This is a genomic window from Pseudomonas sp. PDM32, from assembly GCF_019219225.1.
In the GTDB taxonomy this organism is placed as follows: Bacteria; Pseudomonadota; Gammaproteobacteria; order Pseudomonadales; family Pseudomonadaceae; genus Aquipseudomonas; species Aquipseudomonas laurylsulfatiphila.
This window is the reverse complement of sequence record NZ_JAHUWE010000004.1, coordinates 59,565-77,091: the sequence shown is the minus strand read 5'-3', so window position 1 is coordinate 77,091 and position 17,527 is coordinate 59,565. Positions and strand designations below refer to the sequence as shown.

Annotated in this window: 14 protein-coding genes, 1 pseudogene and 1 riboswitch; of the genes and pseudogenes, 5 read left to right on the top strand and 10 right to left on the bottom strand. The window is 60.6% G+C overall.

The window, feature by feature from the left end; translation table 11 throughout:
- Positions 1-20: 20 nt before the first annotated feature.
- The 6 genes from KW846_RS09015 to KW846_RS08990 all read right to left on the bottom strand — a co-directional run bounded on the left by KW846_RS09015 (position 21) and on the right by KW846_RS08990 (position 9,865).
- Positions 21-662 carry an MBL fold metallo-hydrolase gene (locus KW846_RS09015; RefSeq protein ID WP_007972557.1) on the bottom strand — a complete coding sequence of 214 codons (642 nt, stop codon included), beginning with the start codon at positions 660-662 and terminating at the stop codon, positions 21-23.
- Positions 663-749: 87 nt separating this feature from the next.
- Entirely contained in the window at positions 750-3,488 is a 2,739-nt protein-coding gene (locus tag KW846_RS09010) for a LuxR C-terminal-related transcriptional regulator (protein WP_218482015.1), read from the bottom strand.
- Between the two features lie 174 nt (positions 3,489-3,662).
- Positions 3,663-5,027: a DUF1329 domain-containing protein gene (locus KW846_RS09005; RefSeq protein WP_007972554.1), complete on the bottom strand. Its 1,365-nt coding sequence runs from the start codon at positions 5,025-5,027 to the stop codon at positions 3,663-3,665.
- Positions 5,028-5,055: 28 nt separating this feature from the next.
- Positions 5,056-6,957, bottom strand: coding sequence for a DUF1302 domain-containing protein (locus KW846_RS09000; RefSeq protein WP_218482014.1), 1,902 nt, complete (start codon positions 6,955-6,957; stop codon positions 5,056-5,058).
- A 339-nt stretch (positions 6,958-7,296) separates the two neighbouring features.
- Positions 7,297-8,979 (bottom strand): fatty acid--CoA ligase, encoded by a 1,683-nt coding sequence (locus KW846_RS08995; RefSeq protein ID WP_102673408.1) that lies wholly within the window; start codon positions 8,977-8,979, stop codon positions 7,297-7,299.
- Positions 8,980-9,235: 256 nt separating this feature from the next.
- The gene (locus KW846_RS08990; protein WP_007972540.1) at positions 9,236-9,865 is read right to left on the bottom strand and encodes a LysE family translocator; all 630 of its coding nucleotides are present in this window, start codon (positions 9,863-9,865) and stop codon (positions 9,236-9,238) included.
- A 92-nt stretch (positions 9,866-9,957) separates the two neighbouring features.
- Between KW846_RS08990 and KW846_RS08985 the strand changes: the two genes are divergently transcribed.
- The 3 genes from KW846_RS08985 to KW846_RS08975 all read left to right on the top strand — a co-directional run bounded on the left by KW846_RS08985 (position 9,958) and on the right by KW846_RS08975 (position 12,804).
- The gene (locus KW846_RS08985; protein ID WP_218482013.1) at positions 9,958-10,923 is read left to right on the top strand and encodes a 2-hydroxyacid dehydrogenase; all 966 of its coding nucleotides are present in this window, start codon (positions 9,958-9,960) and stop codon (positions 10,921-10,923) included.
- A 33-nt stretch (positions 10,924-10,956) separates the two neighbouring features.
- Entirely contained in the window at positions 10,957-11,955 is a 999-nt protein-coding gene (locus KW846_RS08980) for a class I SAM-dependent methyltransferase (RefSeq protein ID WP_218482012.1), read from the top strand.
- A 51-nt stretch (positions 11,956-12,006) separates the two neighbouring features.
- Positions 12,007-12,129: riboswitch (yybP-ykoY riboswitch) on the top strand.
- 90 nt (positions 12,130-12,219) lie between these two features.
- Complete coding sequence (locus KW846_RS08975) at positions 12,220-12,804, top strand: TMEM165/GDT1 family protein (protein ID WP_007972537.1); 585 nt, start codon at positions 12,220-12,222, stop codon at positions 12,802-12,804.
- Between the two features lie 151 nt (positions 12,805-12,955).
- On the opposite strand, the gene KW846_RS08970 is transcribed toward KW846_RS08975, so the two are convergent.
- Positions 12,956-13,774, bottom strand: a complete 819-nt coding sequence (locus KW846_RS08970) for a M48 family metallopeptidase (RefSeq protein WP_218482011.1) — start codon at positions 13,772-13,774, stop codon at positions 12,956-12,958.
- 272 nt (positions 13,775-14,046) lie between these two features.
- On the opposite strand from KW846_RS08970, the pseudogene KW846_RS30365 reads away from it, so the two are divergent.
- Together KW846_RS30365 and KW846_RS30360 are read left to right on the top strand one after the other, a co-directional pair.
- A pseudogene (locus KW846_RS30365) lies at positions 14,047-15,333 on the top strand (HAMP domain-containing protein); the annotation flags it as partial.
- A gap of 12 nt (positions 15,334-15,345) precedes the next feature.
- Positions 15,346-16,188, top strand: a complete 843-nt coding sequence (locus KW846_RS30360) for a methyl-accepting chemotaxis protein (RefSeq protein ID WP_371321737.1) — start codon at positions 15,346-15,348, stop codon at positions 16,186-16,188.
- A 94-nt stretch (positions 16,189-16,282) separates the two neighbouring features.
- Here KW846_RS30360 and KW846_RS08960 read toward each other — a convergent pair whose 3' ends face one another.
- From KW846_RS08960 to KW846_RS08950, 3 genes are read right to left on the bottom strand one after another with little or no spacing between them, the layout of a single operon-like run.
- Positions 16,283-16,906, bottom strand: a complete 624-nt coding sequence (locus KW846_RS08960) for an SOS response-associated peptidase (protein WP_218482009.1) — start codon at positions 16,904-16,906, stop codon at positions 16,283-16,285.
- A 35-nt stretch (positions 16,907-16,941) separates the two neighbouring features.
- Positions 16,942-17,202 carry a putative signal transducing protein gene (locus KW846_RS08955; protein WP_218482008.1) on the bottom strand — a complete coding sequence of 87 codons (261 nt, stop codon included), beginning with the start codon at positions 17,200-17,202 and terminating at the stop codon, positions 16,942-16,944.
- Positions 17,203-17,211: 9 nt separating this feature from the next.
- Entirely contained in the window at positions 17,212-17,394 is a 183-nt protein-coding gene (locus KW846_RS08950; protein ID WP_101161926.1) for a CPXCG motif-containing cysteine-rich protein, read from the bottom strand.
- Positions 17,395-17,527: the final 133 nt, after the last annotated feature.

Here is a 17,527-nt window from a genome sequence, read left to right as displayed (position 1 = left end):
AAAATTCCACTCGTTACAAATCAGGCCCGTACAAAGGGGTTTTCGCGCATTTCATCGCCCAGACGGGTGTCCGGACCATGCCCGGCGACCACCGTCGCCTCTTCGTCGAGGGTGTACAAACGCTGCTTGATCGAACGCACGATGGTAGCCTGGTCGCCACCCCACAAATCCGTGCGTCCTACCCCACGCTTGAACAACGTGTCACCGGCAATCAGCAGCTTGGCATCGGCAAACCAGAAACTCATCGACCCCGGTGTGTGCCCAGGCGTGTGAAGCGCCACGCCACAGCCGCAGGCCAGCTCTTCATCATCGGCCAGCCAGCGGTCCGGGGACGGCACCGGAGTGTAAGGGACACCGAACATCTGGCACTGCATTTCCAGGTTGTCCCAGAGGAACTGGTCTTCCTTGTGCAGATGCAGGGTCGCGCCGGTTTTCTCCTTGAGTTGACCGGAAGCCAGGAAGTGATCGAGGTGCGCGTGGGTGTGAATGATGCTGACCACTTTCAGCCCCAGGGCATCGAGACGCGCCAGGATCAGCTCATGATTGCCACCCGGATCGACGACGATGGCCTTTTTCGTCACCGGGTCGCCGATGATCGTGCAGTTGCACTGCAAAGGGCCGACGGGGAAGGTTTCGCGGATGAGGGTGGGATGCTGGGACATCGGGGGCCTGCTCGATAAACGGGAACGGGCGATTTTCGCACAATTGAGTATCCAGCCAATGGTCGCGATGTGTAACGTGAAAAATCCTTAACCCAGTACCCCCAATTCCTTCGCCCGCGCCACGGCCTGCGTACGCCGCTCGACCCCGAGCTTGCTGTTGATGTGGCTGGCGTGGGTCTTGACCGTGTGTAAGGAAATAAACAGCTGATCGCTGATTTCCTGGTTCGAACAGCCCTGAGCGATCAATCGCAGAACCGCCAGTTCCCGCGTGCTGAGTTGCTCCGCAGCCGCGCCGGATTCCGCTCCGGGGCGGGCTGTCAGCGCCGGCAGCTTTTCACTGAGGCTCAGGGAAACAGGGGTTGGCGAACACTGTTGAAGCTGCCCACGCAGCCAGTCCGGGTGCTCGGCCAGCAAGCCCTCGAAGGGTTGCAGCACGCCCCCACCAGCGGCGTCCAGCGCCTGAGCCAGTGCCTTGCGTGCTTCCGGCTCCCGTCCGCTTCCCAGCAATAACGCCACTTTCTGGGTCAGCGCCATGGCACTGAGCATCTGCCGACCACTTTGCTGGCCATGTTCGAGCAGCGCATTCAATCTCCCTTCGGCCAGCATCGGCTGGCCTTGGATGACGTCCAGCAAAGCTTGCTGCAATTCGATATGCAGCGGCAATTGCGGATGGAACTCCGGTGGTGCCGCCCCGTTCTCGCCGTTATAGGTCTGCCCCAGGCGCGCCAACCAGGCTTCGGCCAGATCGGTACGCCCCTGAGCCAGCCAGAGCTCACATTTGACCAGGGTGATCATGGCCAGGTAGTAGATCGGCGGCACGTCCCAGATGTGCATGAGCCGCTCGGCTTCGGCCAATTCGGCAAAGGCCTTGGCGAACTCGCCGCTGCTGCCTTCCAGCCTGGCAATCACGCAGTGGCCAATAAGCACGCTGATGTCACGGCAGGCGCGCGCCTCGCTCAGACCTGCCTGCAATCGCACCCGCGCCAATTGCGGCTGCATGCGCAGGGCCAACAAAAAGCCTTCGTACAAGGTCAGCCGGGCGCGAACCGCATACAGCCGTTGTGCAGACAAGCTCTGCAGGCGTTGCATGCCCTGACGGACCTCTTCCAGTGCCCGACAGATTTCTCCGCGGGCTTGCAGCACCCGTGCGCGGTCGTAGTGCGCCAGCGCTTCGAATAACGGGTTGCCGACACGTTGCGCCAGCTCCAGCGATTCGCGGTTCAGTCCCCGTGCGCGCCACAAATCACCGTCGGCAATGGCCAGGTTGGACAAGGTCGAGAGGCACATCAGGCGCTGGCCGTAACGCTTGGCCGGAAGACTTTCCAAAGCCTCACGGCAGTACTGCAGCGTGAGTTCGCGATTGCCGCGCCCACGGGCAATGATGCCGCTCAACGCCAGCCATTGAGCCAGCATGGACTTCTGGGCGGTGGCCGACGGCGCGGGCAGGAAGCGGCTCAAATGGCTGGCCAGCTCTTCGGCAGCATCCAGCTGGCAAGCCAGGCCCAGCGCCCAGCTATACAGCACAATCAGGCGCGGCGTGCTGATCAGCAAGCTGTCGGGCAAGTCCATTTTCCAGCGCAGCAACATGCCGACATTCTGCTCGGCCAGCAGCTGCTCTTCGGAGAGGTTCTGCACCAGGTTCGCCGCGACGTCCAGGTGACCGGCACGCAAAGCTTGCTCCACCGCCTCATCGAGCAGTCCCTGGGCATTGAACCAGCGGCAGGCACGCAGGTGCAGGCTCGCGGCCGGCACTATCGACTGGGACGTCGGCCGCGTGCGCAACAGATCGGAAAACAGATGGTGATAACGGTACCAATGACCATGTTCGTCCAGCGGCACCAGGAACACTTGATGGGCAAGCAGGAAGCGCAGGATCTCTCCGCTGTCATGGGCGTCGCGAACGGCATCGCACAGTTCGCTGCAAAAACGCTCCTGGGGCGCCGTGTCATAAAGGAACGACTGGACCTCGGCGGGCAGGCAATCGATGACTTCTTCGAGCAGGTAATCGCGGATCAACCCCTCCCCGCCATGCAACGATTGCGGGAGCGTGCCATCGGTGCCCGCCTCCGAAGCCGCCAGCAGCCAGAAACGCAAACCCGCAACCCAGCCTTCGCTGCGCTGGATCAGGTTTTCCAGTGCCTCACCGCGTAAGGAGCTGCTGTGCCGGTCGAGCAGGCTCAAGGCCTCGTCGTGGGTCAGGCGCAGATCCTGTTCATGTAACTCCAGCAATTGCCGCGACAGCCGTAGCCGCGCCAGGTGCCAGTCGGGACGTTGGCGACTGGTGACCATCACCAGCAAACCATCAGGAAGATGATTGAGAAAAAACTGCAGGCAACGGTCCAGCACTGGCCCCTGAGCCAGATGGTAATCATCCAGCACCAGCAGCAAGGGCTTCGCCGTGGACAGGTGTACGGCCAGTTCGTCGAGCAAGCCGTCGAGCCATTCTTCGAATGCGAACGGCTGATGGCGCTGGCGCATTTTCAACAGCCCGAGGGATTGCCTGCCCAGGTGCGGGAAATAGTCCTGAAGGCCTTCCAGCAGCCGTTCGAGAAAGCGCCCCGGGTCACTGTCTCGCGGGCTCAACCCCAGCCAGAGGCTTTGCCAGTGCCCCGGCAAACCCTGACAAAACTCCACCGCCAGCGAACTCTTGCCGAACCCTGCCGGGGCACTGACCAGCAATAACCTGCCTGCAAGCCCGGCACTCAGACGCTCGCACAAACGTGGACGCAGCACATGGCCGTCGGGCAATGGCGGACGGAAAAACCGCCCGTCGAGTGTCGCGACGGCAACCGGTGCAGAACCTGGGGATGTGGACAAATCAGTCATAGCCGGCTCTTGTTTGAATTGCGGGTGGCGGCGTTGCAGATGTCCGCAGACTAGCCGTAAACGGATAGGGAATGAAGGTAATTGCTACAAATGGCTACAAAAAGTCTACAAGCAAAAAAAACGCCCCGAACCAGTCGGGGCGTTTCAGAGGGTGCGGCCTCTACTCAGTTCACCTTAGCGAACACCGTCCTGACGCAAGGCGGCCGGGGTGAAGTCGCTGGTGGTGGCAGTGAAGCCGAAGTCGTAAGCCGACTTCTCTTCGTTCTTCATGCCCAGCGCCAGGTAACGACCCGACTGCAGGTCATACAGGGCCTCGAGGGCGTACCACGGCACTTGCTTGTCGTAGTAGTTCTCGGCATGGGCCTCACCTACACGCCACAGCTGGCCACGACCGTCGTAATGGTCGATGACCGCTGCCTGCCAGGTATCTTCGTCGATGTAGAAGTCACGCTTGGCGTAGATGTGACGCTGGCCTTCCTTCAAGGTGGCAACCACATGCCACACCCGACGCAGCTCGTAACGCGCCAGATCCTGGTTGATGTGACCGGCCTTGATGATGTCGGTGTACTTGAGGCTCGGGTCGTCGAGCTTGTAGCTGTCGGAGGCGATGTACATCTCTTTCTTGCCTTCGAGCTTCCAGTCGTAACGATCCGGCGCACCGTTGTACATGTCCAGGTTGTCGGAAGTACGCAGGCCGTCAGCCGCGGTGCCCGGGCCGTCATAGGACACTTGTGGCGCACGACGCACACGACGCTGGCCGGCGTTGTAGACCCAAGCCGAGCGCGGTTCCTTGACCTGGTCGAGGGTTTCGTGAACCAGCAGTACACCACCGGCCAGACGCGCCGGGGCGGTCACTTTCTGCTTGAAGTAGAACAGGATGTTGCCCGGGTTTTTCGGGTCGTAATCCTTCATCTTGTCGCGGAACACGAACTGGTCCTGGAAGTACACCAGGCTGAACGAGCCGTTCGGCTGAGGCGTGGCCTGGGTTACCAGGCGGGTCACGCTACCACCGCGATAACGGGTGATGTGGTTCCAGATGACTTCAACGCCGCTTTTCGGAATCGGGAACGGAATGGCGGTTTCAAAGTTTTCCAGGCCGTTGCCGCCCGACACCAGGTTGGTGTTGGTGGCGTTGCGTTTGATGGCGGCGAATACATCATCCGGCACGGTAGCACCGCGATGGGATGGATAGACCGGCATCTTGAAGGTTTCCGGGTAGCGCTTGAACATCGCGTACTGGCCCGGTGCGAGCTTGTCCTTGTACTGGTCGACGTTCTGCGCCGTGATGGTGAACAGCGGTTTTTCGCTGGCGAACGGATTGGACAGGAAACCTTTGCTGTCGACCGTACCGGCGTTTTTCGCCATCGGTTTCCAGGCCGGGATCGAACCGTCGGCGTTACCCGCCATTTCGGCGCCCATCGGGGTCAGGCTCTTGCCCAGCTTGTCGGCCTCGGCCTGGGGAACCGCTGCGATGACGCTGGTCGCCAGCAGCGAAAGACCCAGAACACCGGCGTGGAACAGACTCTTTGTTATTTTCATATGTTTGTTCGTCCTGAAAATTCAGTGCTTAGAAGTTCACGCCGACGCTGAGCGCAACGAAGTCGCGGTCATCCACGGTGGTGTACTTACCGTCGAAGAAGTTGGTGTAGGCCAGGCTCGCGGTGTAGGTGTTCTGGTACTCGGCATCGACACCGAGGCTCACCGCCTTGCGGCCTTCCTCGAAGTTGCCGCCAGGGCCTGGCGAGTAACCGCTCACGTCATGGGACCAGGCAACGTTCGGCTTGAGGTTCACACCGGCAAACACGTCGTTGTATTCCCAGATGGCACGACCGCGGTAGCCCCACGAAGTCGCGGTGGTGAAGCCTTCGTCGGTGCAGTTGCGGCTGAGGTTGTTGGTCGGAGTGCCCGGACCGGCCCCGCTGATGGTGAGGGAATTGAGCCCCACGCAGGTACTCTGGCCGTTGGTATCTGGCAAATCACCTGGACCGTACACCGGATCGCGGCCATAACGAACATCGGAAGTGCTTTCCAGGCCGCCGACATGGGTCACGCCCACTTCGCCCACCAGGGTCAGACGGCTGGCGCCCATGACCTGATCGAAGAAGTGCGTCAGGGTGGTCTGGAACTGGGTGATTTCCTTGCGACGATACCCGTGCAGGTCTTGACCCGGCACACCGGTAAGCAGCGATGCATTGGTCAACAGATTCTTCGGATCGTTATTGCCCAAAGGACGCACACCGGAGAACAGGATGTCGGTTGAGTTGAGCTGAACCGGAGCATTCGGACGGTAGCTGATCTCACCGCTCCACGCTGTACCGGTAGGCAATGTAGTGGAGAAGCTCAGGCCGTAGAGGCGGATGTCTTCCGGGTATTCGATGAAGTATTGCGAATTACCCGCCACCAGCAATGGCGCCAGCCGGGCGAACGCAGCTGGAAGTCCCAATGCCGAGTTGTAAACCGACTGCGGCGCACCGGTGGCACTGAAGATCGGCGCACGGCTGTGGTAGTTCATGAAATAGGCGCCAAACTCGGTGTCCAGCGGATCGAACATGTACTTGAAGGACGCGCCCCACTGACCGCCGTCGCGGGCATCGCGATCCGGGCCGCGACGAACCAGAACACCTTCCTCGTTGACGTCGACACCCGCGTTGGCCAATGGCCCCAGGGCAATGGCCGGAATTTGCGAGCGCTTGTTCAGCACGCGCAGGTTGTTGTCGCAGCCGTCGGCAACGATGTCCGGCTGGGAGAAGAAGGTGCCGCAGTTGTCGACGACGGTCTGGTCCCATTCAATTTGATAGAACGCTTCGGCCGAGAGGTTTTCGGTCAGGCTCTGGGACACATAGAACATGTTGACCGGGATCAGGCCTTCCTTGATCTCGGCACCCGGACGACGGAACGCGGACACGTCGATCGGGTTGATCGAGTTGATCCCGCCACCGATGAAGGTACTTTCACCCCAGCTCACCACCTGCTTGCCCAGACGCACGGAGCCTGGTTGATCGGCAATGGAGTAGTTGTGGTAGACGAAGGCGTCGAGGATCTGGCCGCCGGCGGACTTGGCGCCTTCCTTGCGGCCCGCGTCGCTGATGTCCTTGAACGGACGGCTTTCGTCCTTCAGTTCAAAGTCGTACCAGTATTTACCACGGACGAAAACACCGGTATCGCCGTATTTCAGTTCAAGGTCATGGATGCCCTTGAAGATCTTCGAGAAGGTTTCCCCGCTCTTGAAGTTCAGGTGACCGTCATCAGAAGTCTGGGACAGACCCTTGCCGCCGTTGTTCACACCGATGAGGTTCTTGTTGGCACTTTCGGTAGACCAACTGGCACCGAGCGACAGGGATGAGTCGAACTGACCTTCGATTTCACCGACGTTGAAACTGACGCCGAATGCTGGCCCGGCGAGCGTAGAGGCAAGACTGACAGCCAGGGGCAGCTTCGCCCGGCGCCAGAACTGGTTTACTGATGTCATCGACGCTACTCCATGTGCATTTTATTTTTATGGCATTGAGCACTTCTAAAAACGCTGTGGATAACCGGGAGCCATGGCATCCCAAAGTCATTCCAAAGTTGCATCGCCCCGGTTCGTGCGGTTGCCCCGTTCTTAAAAATCCTTGAGCGGACTATAGCCAGCAGGTAGTAGTGCTTGATCCCTCTAAAGTGTGATTTGCAGTTGCCAGCCACTCTGGAACAGTCCTTTCGCCAGTCCGACACCCGTCGGCACGGCAAGGATGGCTGAAAATTTCAATTTGACAAGCCAAGCGCTTGCTTGGTGGGGCTGGCGTGCCCTTTCGGGCACGCCGGGAGGTGCTTAAAGCGTCGAGAGGAAGGTGCTGTTGGTGGCCTGCCATTCGCTGATGTCGACACGAATGCGCTTCTTGTCGAGTTTGCCGACGCTGGTCTTGGGAATTTCAGTAACAAGGGCGATCTGGCTCGGAATCGCCCACTTGCTCAGGTGCCCCAGTTCCACAAAAGGCTTGAGGTGTTCCTTGAGCTCCCTCGCCCCGATGACGTGACCTTCACGGACTACGAGCAGGGCAAACGGCCGCTCTCCCCACTGCGGGTCAGGGATCCCCACCACTGCTACTTCACGTACCGCCACATGACGACTGATCAGGTCTTCCAGGTCCAGAGAGGAGATCCACTCGCCACCGGTCTTGATCACGTCCTTGATGCGGTCCCGAATGTCGATCACCCCCATGCTGTCCAGGGTCGCCACGTCGCCGGTGTGCAGCCAGCCTCCGGCCCAGAGCTCGGCGCCCTTCTGCGGCTCGTTGAAATAACCCTCGGTCAGCCAGGGTGCGCGCAGCACCAGCTCACCCTGGGTCTCGCCGTCGGCGGGCAGGAAGTTGCCCTCGGTGTCGACGATCGCCGCCTCCACCAGCGGCCCGGGCACGCCGGCCTTGATCCGGTAGGTGGTGCGTTCGTCTTCGGTGCCGGCCATCAACTCATCGTTCAAGTGCGCGCACGAGACCAGTGGCCCGGTTTCCGACATGCCGTAGGCGGCGGTCAACTGAATGCCCTTGGCCTTGGCCGCCTCGTATAGCGTGCGGTTCAGGGCGCTGCCGCCGATGACGATTTTCCAGCCGCCGAAGTCGACGTTCTGCGCGGCCTTGGCATTGAGGACCATCTGCAAAATGGTCGGTACGCAATGGGAGAACGTGACCTTCTCCTTGCGCCACAACTCCACCAGATACTCCGGGTCATAGCGGCCGGGGTACACCTGCTTGAGTCCGAGCATGGTCGCCACATACGGCAAGCCCCAGGCGTGGACGTGGAACATCGGGGTGATCGGCATGTACACGTCGCTGGTACCCAGCAGGCGCACGCTGTCGATCGCGCCCATGATGGTCGACACGCCCATGGTGTGCAGCACCAGTTGCCGATGGGTGAAGTACACGCCCTTGGGATTGCCGGTGGTGCCGGTGGTGTAGAACGTGGTCGCGACCGAGTTTTCGTCGAAATCCTGGAAGTCGTACTGCGGGCTCGCCGCGGCCAACAGTTGTTCGTATTCGCCGACGAGGTTCGGCAGGTCCGCGGTTTTTTCCGGCAGGTCAGTCAGCAACAGGGTTTTGTCGACCGTGGTCAGATGCCCTTCGATGGCCTTGTAGAGGCCGACGAACTCGCTGTTGACCAGCACAAAGCGGTCCTCGGCGTGGTTCATGGTGTAGAGGATCTGTTCCGGCGACAGGCGCACGTTGATGGTGTGGATCACCGCACCAATCATCGGGATGGCGAACATGCATTCCAGGTAACGATGGCTGTCCCAGTCCATCACACCCACGGCATCCCCGGGCTTGACCCCGGCCGCTGTCAGCACGTTGGCCAGGCGGGCCACCCGTTCGATCAGGGTCGGGTAGCTGTAGCGCAACTTGTCGCGGTAGATGATCTCGCGGGTTTTCTCATAACGGGCACCGGACATCAGCAGCCGTTTGATCAGCAGCGGGTATTGGTAAGCGCCTTCGGCCGGGGGGATAACGCGAGTCTGCAACATAAGAATCCCTTTTTCTGACTGCACGGACGTGACTGAAAGTACGCACTGTAGTGCCCCTGATCGTCAGCCAAATCAGCCAAAGGAATGATTTGCAGAGCCCTGCAAATACTGTCATTGCGCCAGCATTGGCCATTTACTACGCACTGTAGGAGCTGCCGCAGGCTGCGATCTTTTGATCTTTGACAGTTCTGGAGTTACTGAAGAACAAGATCAAAAGATCGCAGCCTGCGGCAGCTCCTACAGGGAACCCCTTTGATCAATGCATCTCGGTAAAAGCGAGCTTCACGCCAATTGCAATCAGCACCGCGCCCATGGTCCGGTCGAACCAGTGCCCCATGCGCGCGAAACCGGCGCGTACGCGCTGCTGGCTGAACAACATCGCCACCAGGCAGAACCAGGTCGCTGTCGCGGCTGCCAGATAAACCCCGTAACCGGCCTGCACGGCCAGTGGCGTGTGCGGGTTGATCACCACAGTGAACAGCGAGAGGAAGAACAGCGTGGCTTTCGGATTGAGACCGTTGGTGACAAAACCCGAGGTGAAGGCGCCACGGGCCGTGCGCTCGCCGGCTTCCTTGTGTAGATCGTCCGCCACAGGCTTGGCCGGTTGCGCGCGCAGCGCCTTGTAACCGATGTACAGCAGGTAAGCGGCGGCGGCCCATTTCAAGGCATTGAACAGCACGATCGACTGGGACACGATCAGGCCGATACCCAACAGTGAATAACCCACATGCAGGAAAATCGCCGTCCCCACACCCAGCGCGGTCCAGGTGCCCGCACGGCGACCGTGGGTAACACTTTCACGTACCACCACGGCAAAGTCCGGGCCGGGGCTGGCTACGGCCAGCAAGTGAATCAGGGCAACGGTCAAGAACTCTGTCCAGTACATGTGGGGCTCCTTCAGGCCAAGCGTAACTATTTATTTCATCTGGTAGGCTCGGCAGATTACGCCTTCAGTTCAATGCACAAAAGGTACAGTTGATGACGAACACTCGCCGCGCCGTTTTCCTCGACCACCCGTCCCTGGACCTCGGCGACCTTGACCTCAACCCGCTGCGCAGTTGTTTCAGCAAATTGCAGCTGTTCGCCCAGACCTTGCCCGATCAAGTCATCGAACACCTCAAGGGCGCCACCGTCGCCATCAGCAACAAGATCCCGATCGACGCCGCCGCCATGGCCGCCAGCCCTGACCTCAAACTGATCCTGATCACCGCCACCGGCACCAACAACGTCGACCTCGCTGCCGCCCGCGCCCACGGGATCACCGTGTGCAACTGCCAGGGTTACGGCACGCCGTCGGTGGCGCAGCACACGATCATGCTGCTGCTCAACCTGGCCACGCGCCTGGCCGACTATCAGAAGGCCGTCGGTGCAGGCCGCTGGCAACAGGCCAAACAGTTCTGCTTGCTGGACTACCCGATTGTCGAACTCGAAGGCAAAACCCTTGGCCTGCTGGGTCACGGCGAATTGGGCAGCGCGGTCGCACGGCTGGCTGAAGCCTTCGGCATGCGCGTGCTGTTGGGGCAGATTCCCGGACGCCCTGCCCGGCCGGACCGCCTGCCACTGGATGAACTGCTGCCGCAAGTCGATGCCCTGACCCTGCACTGCCCGCTCAACGAACACACCCGTCACTTCATCGGTGCCCGCGAACTGGCCTCGATGAAACCCGAAGCGTTCCTGGTCAACACCGCCCGCGGCGGCCTGATCGACGAACAGGCGCTGGCCGATGCCTTGCGCAACGGTCATCTGGGCGGCGCCGCCACTGACGTGCTGAGCGTCGAGCCTCCCGTCAACGGCAATCCACTGCTGGCCCACGACATCCCGCGCCTGATCGTGACCCCGCACAACGCCTGGGGCAGCCGTGAAGCGCGCCAGCGGATCGTTGGCCAAGTGACCGAAAACGCACTGGGATACTTCAGCGGTAAGGCGCTGCGGGTCGTCAGTTGATAAACTGCGGCACTTTTTTTCATGGGAGCAGTTATGGATCCGCGCAGTGAAGTACTGCTTCGCCAGGCCGAGTTATTCCAGGGTTCGGTGTTGTTGGCCGGTTTGCCCGCCGACGACCTGCTGGGCCGCCTGCCCGATGCCCATGGCTGGTGCTGGCACGCCGGCGATCAGGCCGCGCTGGACGCCCGCTTCCCCGAGCGCAGCCACTTTGGCGTGAACGCACCGGAGCGCGGGTTCGATAGCGCCGTGGTGTTTCTGCCCAAGGCTAAGGACCTGACCGACTACATCCTCAACGCCCTCGCCTCGCGGCTGGCCGGCCGCGAACTGTATCTGGTCGGCGAGAAAAAAAGCGGCATCGAAGGTGCCGCCAAACAACTCAACCCGTTCGGCAAGCCACGCAAACTCGACAGTGCGCGCCACTGCCAGCTTTGGCAGGTGACCGTGGCCAATGCACCTGAAGCCAAGCCGCTGGAAAGCCTGGCGCAGACCTACGAGCTGCCGCTGGCCGAAGGATCGCTGAAGGTCATCAGCCTGCCGGGGGTATTCAGCCATGGTCGCCTCGATCGCGGCAGCGCGCTGCTGCTGGAACACCTGGACAAACTGCCCAGCGGTCATTTACTCGATTTCGGTTGCGGCGCAGGAGTCCTGGGCGCGGCAGTGAAACGTCGTTACCCGCACAACCAGGTCACGATGCTGGATGTGGACGCCTTTGCCGCTGCCAGCAGTCGCCTGACCCTGGCGGCCAATGGTCTGGAAGCCGAGGTGATTACCGGTGACGGCATCGACGCCGCGCCTATGGGTTTGAGTGCGATCCTGAGCAATCCACCGTTTCATGTCGGCGTGCACACCGACTATTTCGCAACAGAAAACTTGCTGCGAAAAGCAGCCAAACATCTGAAAAACGGAGGCGAACTTCGCCTGGTAGCGAACAGCTTCCTGAAGTATCAACCGCTGATCGAAGAGCATCTTGGCGTGTGTGCGATCAAGGCCGAAGGACAGGGCTTTCGAATTTACCGGGCAAAACGCGGCTGAAACCTTTTTGAAAAAGAGGGCTTGCCGAATGGGTTCTGCGAAGGCAGAATCCGCTCCGTCCTAGGGGAGTAGTCTCCCACGAGCGCCACGCTCGTCCGGCATGCGTCAACATACTTGGTCCTCAGACCATGGCGCATGCGACCCAAGCATCCACACCAGATGGATCGCAGGGTTTGACAAGACCTATGACACGCACACCTTACCCGGGGCGGGAAGGCTGTACGTGTCATAGCCGTGTCGACCCGCCCCTTAGGAAAACCCCTGATGCTGGATTCACTACTCGTACCCACCGCAATCGTTGCCTTGGCCGAAATCGGCGACAAGACGCAACTGCTCGCGCTCATTCTCGCCGCTCGCTTCCGCAAGCCCTGGCCGATCATCGCCGGTATTGTTGCCGCGACCCTGGCCAACCACGCGGCCGCCGGTGCAGTCGGTGCCTGGGTCGGCAGTTTCTTCTCGGATACGATGCTGCACTGGATCCTCGCCGCGAGCTTTGCCGCGACCGCCCTGTGGACCCTGGTGCCGGACAAGATGGATGACGACGAGGCCAGCACCGCCCGCAAGTTCGGTCCGTTCCTGACCACGCTGATCGCATTCTTCCTGGCGGAAATCGGCGACAAGACGCAGATCGCGACCGTGATGCTGGCTGCGCAATATCCGGAGTTGTGGCTGGTGATCATCGGCACCACCGCCGGCATGCTGATTGCCAACGTACCGGTGGTTCTGGCGGGTAACTTTGCCGCAGACAAGCTGCCATTGACCCTGATCCGTCGACTGGCGGCGTCGGCGTTCTTCATCCTGGCGATTGTCGCGGTGTACAAGGCGATGCAGAGCAGCGGGTGGGTTTGACCCGATAGGTCGTTAGACCGCGTTATCGTTCTTCGCGAGCAAGCCCGCTCCCACAATTGATCTTCGGTGAATACAAATTTTGTGTACGACCGATATCCAGTGTGGGAGCGGGCTTGCTCGCGAAGAGGCCAGCAGCCTTACCGCATGACTATCAGGACTTCTTGGCCTGCTCGTACAACGGCATGACTTTCGGAATCGCCGCCTGCAACGCCGCAGTCCGACTGCTCGAAGACGGATGCGTACTGAGGAACTCCGGCGGGGCACCTTCGCTGGCCTTGCTCATCTTGTTCCACAGGGTGATCGCGGCGTTCGGGTTGTAGCCGGCGCGGGCGGCCAGTTCCAGGCCGATCAGGTCCGCCTCGTTTTCATTGCCACGGCTGTTGGGCAAGGTCATGCCATAGTTGGCTACAGCGTCCGCCAGGGCCAGGCTGTCCTGGCCCAACCCGAGCAACGCACCGGCGCCCTGCTTGGCCATTTCGATACCGTATGCCTTGGACATCGCCTCACGACTGTGCTCGCGCAAGGCGTGGGCGATTTCATGACCAATGACCGCGGCAAGTTCATCGTCAGTGAGTTGAAGACTGTCAATCAGCCCGGTGTAGACAAAGATCTTGCCGCCAGGACCACAGTTGGCATTGAGTTCGTCGCTCTTGATCAGGTTCACTTCCCACTTCCACTGGGCCGCATCCGGACGAAAGTTCGGCGCCTGGGCAATCAGCCGGTCAGCAATGATCCGAACACGCTTGGCATCGCTGCTGGTCTTGTCCAGCACGCCCTTGCTGCTCGCCTCACTCACAGTCTTTGTATAGGACTGGGCGTACATCTGGTCGACCTCTTGCGAGGACAACATGCTGAACATGTACTGCTTGCGCTCAACGCCCACAGCACCGCCACTGGTGGTATTGACCGACTGGCAGCCAGCAAGCAGCAGGCCTGCGCTCAGCGCACATAGAGCCAATGTCTTGTTCATCGAAAAACTCCCTGAAAACATGCCGGGTATCCTAGGCGTGGAATGGTATCGACGCCAGATACAATAGACATAAGACGCGCAATTCAGCCAAAGCTCTCATCAATGCAGAAAAAAATTCACATTCCGGAGCGAGCCGCAGCCCGTCACGCCGCGCATTGATTCATTTGCGACATCCGCCAGGCAAAAACAGCCGTTTCAACAGCTCGCGCTCATGCCCGCCCGACACCCTGCCGATACACCCGGGCAGACGTCCTTTCGCGTGCGGAGCCCCCATGAAATTCAAGTCGATCCAGTTTTCCGTGGCGGCCCTTGCCGGCGCCATTGTCCTTAGTGTCGTGGCAGCGCTGGTGGTGTATGCGCTGTTTTCCGGGGCCCGGACGCAGGACATGGTCCAGGAACGGACCCAGGCCCAGTTCGAGCAAGTCATCGAACAACGCCTGACGTCCCTGGCGCAGACCCAGGTCAGCCAGATCCAGCGAGAACTCGAAGCACCGCTGCTGATCGCCGGCGGATTGGTGCGAGTCAACGCCCTGATCGGCACGCCCGGTGCCGATGGCCAGCCCGCCCTGAGCCTCAGCCGTGAGCAACTGATCGGCCTGATCAAGGAAAACGTAGTCAAGAACCCGAAGATCCTCGGCACCTACATCGGTTGGGAAAAAGACGCGCTGGACCACAACGATGCGGCCTACGTCGGCACCCAGGTGGTCGGGATCGACGCCAGCAACGGGCGCTTCCTGCCCTGGTGGTTCCGCAACGACGACGGCACCCTGGGCCAGGACAAACTGGTGGACGTCGATGACCAGAAAACCCTGTCCACCGGCGTGCGCGCCAGCGAGTACTACCTGTGCTCGAAAGAAACCAAAAAATCCTGCGTGATCGATCCGGCGCCTTATAAGGTGGGCGACAAAATCGTCATGCTCGCCTCCTTTATTGAGCCGATCATGCTCAACGGTGCTTTCCAGGGCATCGTTGGCGCCGACCTGTCGGTGAACTTCATTCAGGAAATGCTCCTGGGTGCCAATCAGAAACTCTACAGCGGCGCCGGGGAAATGGCCCTGATCGGCGGCAATGGCCGCATCGTTGCCTACACCAGGGATCCGAGCAAATTCGGCGAAAAAGTCAGCGATATCCTCGACAGCAAGCAGATTGCCAACATGGCCAATCTCAAGCGCGGCGAAGTCACCTACACCGTCGACAAGGCCCAGGGCCGGATCGAGTTGTACCTGCCGTTCGGCATCGGCCAGACCGATGCGCGCTGGACCCTGATGCTGCAATTGCCGCTGAACGCGGTCATGGCCGACCTGCAAAAACTCCAGGCCGACCTGGATGCGCAGCGTAAATCCGATACCTTCGGTATGGCGATGGTCGGCTTGGTGATTGCCGGTATCGGTTTGCTGGTGATCTGGCTGGTGGGCCACGGCATCGCCCGTCCGCTCAAGCAGATGGTGGCCATGCTCGACGATATCGCCCAGGGCGAAGGCGACCTGACCCGGCGCCTGACCAGCGACCGCGCCGATGAGTTGGGTTCGATCGCCAAAGGCTTCAACACCTTCCTGGCCAAGTTGCAGGCGATGATCACCCAGGTGGTGACGTCAGTGCAGAGCGTCAGCGATTCATCGGAACACACCGCCGACATCGCCATCCGCACCAACACCGGCGTACACAAGCAAATGGCCGAGATCGATCAGGTGGCCACCGCCGTGCAGGAAATGACCGCCACCGCCCAGGACGTGGCACGCAATGCGACCCAGGCCGCACAGGCCGCCAGCCATGCCGATCAAGCTGCCAGCCAAGGCATGCAGATCGTGCGCGACACCTCGAACTCGATTGGCGCCCTCGCCGTGGAGATCGGTCGGGCCGTCGGCGTGGTGCAGACCCTGGCCAAGGACAGCGAAAACATCAACGCCATCCTCACCGCCATTCGCGGGATCGCCGAGCAGACCAACCTGCTGGCCCTGAACGCAGCCATCGAAGCGGCCCGCGCCGGTGAACAGGGCCGGGGTTTTGCCGTGGTAGCCGACGAAGTGCGCAACCTGGCGCAGAAGACGCAAAAGGCCACCGAAGAAATCCAGGCCATGATCCAGCAACTGCAGCAAGGCACGCGGGATGTGGTGCGAGTCATGGAAGACAGCCAGAACCGTACGGACGAAAGCGTACTGCACGCATCGAAGGCTGCCGAAGCACTGGAGACCATTACTCAGGCGGTGTCGGTGATCAACGACATGAACACCCAGATCGCCAGCGCGGCCGAGGAGCAAAGTGCGGTGGCGGACGACATCAACCGCAACGTGATCAACATCGGCCAGGTGGCCAATGAAGTGGCCGGCGGTGCGGATGAGTCGAGTGCGGCCAGTGCGGATTTGACCAAGCTGGCGGAACAGCAGCGGCGGTTGATCAATCAGTTCAGGGTTTAGGATTGAAAGATCGCAGCCTGCGGCAGCTCCTACAGGATGCACACCGATCCCTTGTAGGAGCTGCCGCAGGCTGCGATCTTTTCAGAAGCCCCACTCAACCCGGAGTGAGACACTCCGGTCCATTGAGCTTCGGATCATTCACCATATTGGCCAACACCCGTTCGCGCAACGCGGCAGGCTCACTGGCCAGCAAGGCCTGTAACGCATGCAACGGCGTCTCGGGATCGAGCCACGCGGCCTGCCCCGCCTCATCCAGAATCAACGGCCGCCGCTGGTTCGCCGCCGGCTGGGTAATCACGGCGGTACTCAGCCACACCTGCTCCTGTACCGGATACGCCTCCCAGATCGCCGCAAAAAACAATGACGAACCCTCCCCCGGTGTCAGCCAGTACGGGCGCTTGCGCGTCGTGCCGCGCCACTCGTAGAAACCATTGGCCGGCAACAGGCAGCGGCGCTCGCGCAAGGCCTGGCGAAACATTGGCTGCTCGGCAACAGTTTCGGCGCGGGCGTGGGCCGGGGTGCGGGACAGATCGGTCAGCCAGGGTGGCGTCAGGCCCCAGCGGGCGCGGGCAAGCGAGCGCTGACCGTCAGGCTCGGCCCGCAACATCAACACCGAATCGTTGGGGGAAATGTTCCACTGCGCCTTCTGATCGGCGGGAAAACCGGGCAGCGCCGCAAATGCAGGGTTCCAGCGAAACAGGGCATAACGTCCACACATGGGGCAACACGGCTCTTGATCAAACGAACGCCAGCCTAACAGACCAGCGTGCCGGGAATGCTGTCCGGTTCATCGCCGGACAGCGGCAGCGCAGCATTGTACGCGGTGATCAGCTCGCGGGCGTATTCGGCCTGGTCGTTCTCGACCGACAGCCCGAGCAGGCCATAGATCGGCAACTCCCCGGAGCCGCCGAGCAAATCACGCCCCACCAGATGCGCCTCGATACCCTCGCTGGCGAGCATGCCTTGCAGCAACTCGCCTTCCATCAGGTTTTCCGGATCGTAGATGCGCTGCATACACGCCCCTCATTCGTTTTCACTGAACACTTCGAGATGCCATTCATCTTCATGAACCTGCAACACGAAGGTTATCGGCCGGCAGCACACCTGACAGTCCTCGATGTAGGTCTGATCGCCACCGGACAAATCCAGAGTAGTCTCTACCTCCTCACCACAATACGGACATTCATACACTGCGTTTTCCAGCATCGCGGTCTCCCAGGTGACTTGTGCGTATAATCGCCGGTCTATTTGCAGGGCTATTTTTGTCTGGCTACTTTTTCAGACCGTGCCCCGCCGGTTTTCGAACAAAACCTTTACTTACCCTAGCCGTTTCTAACAA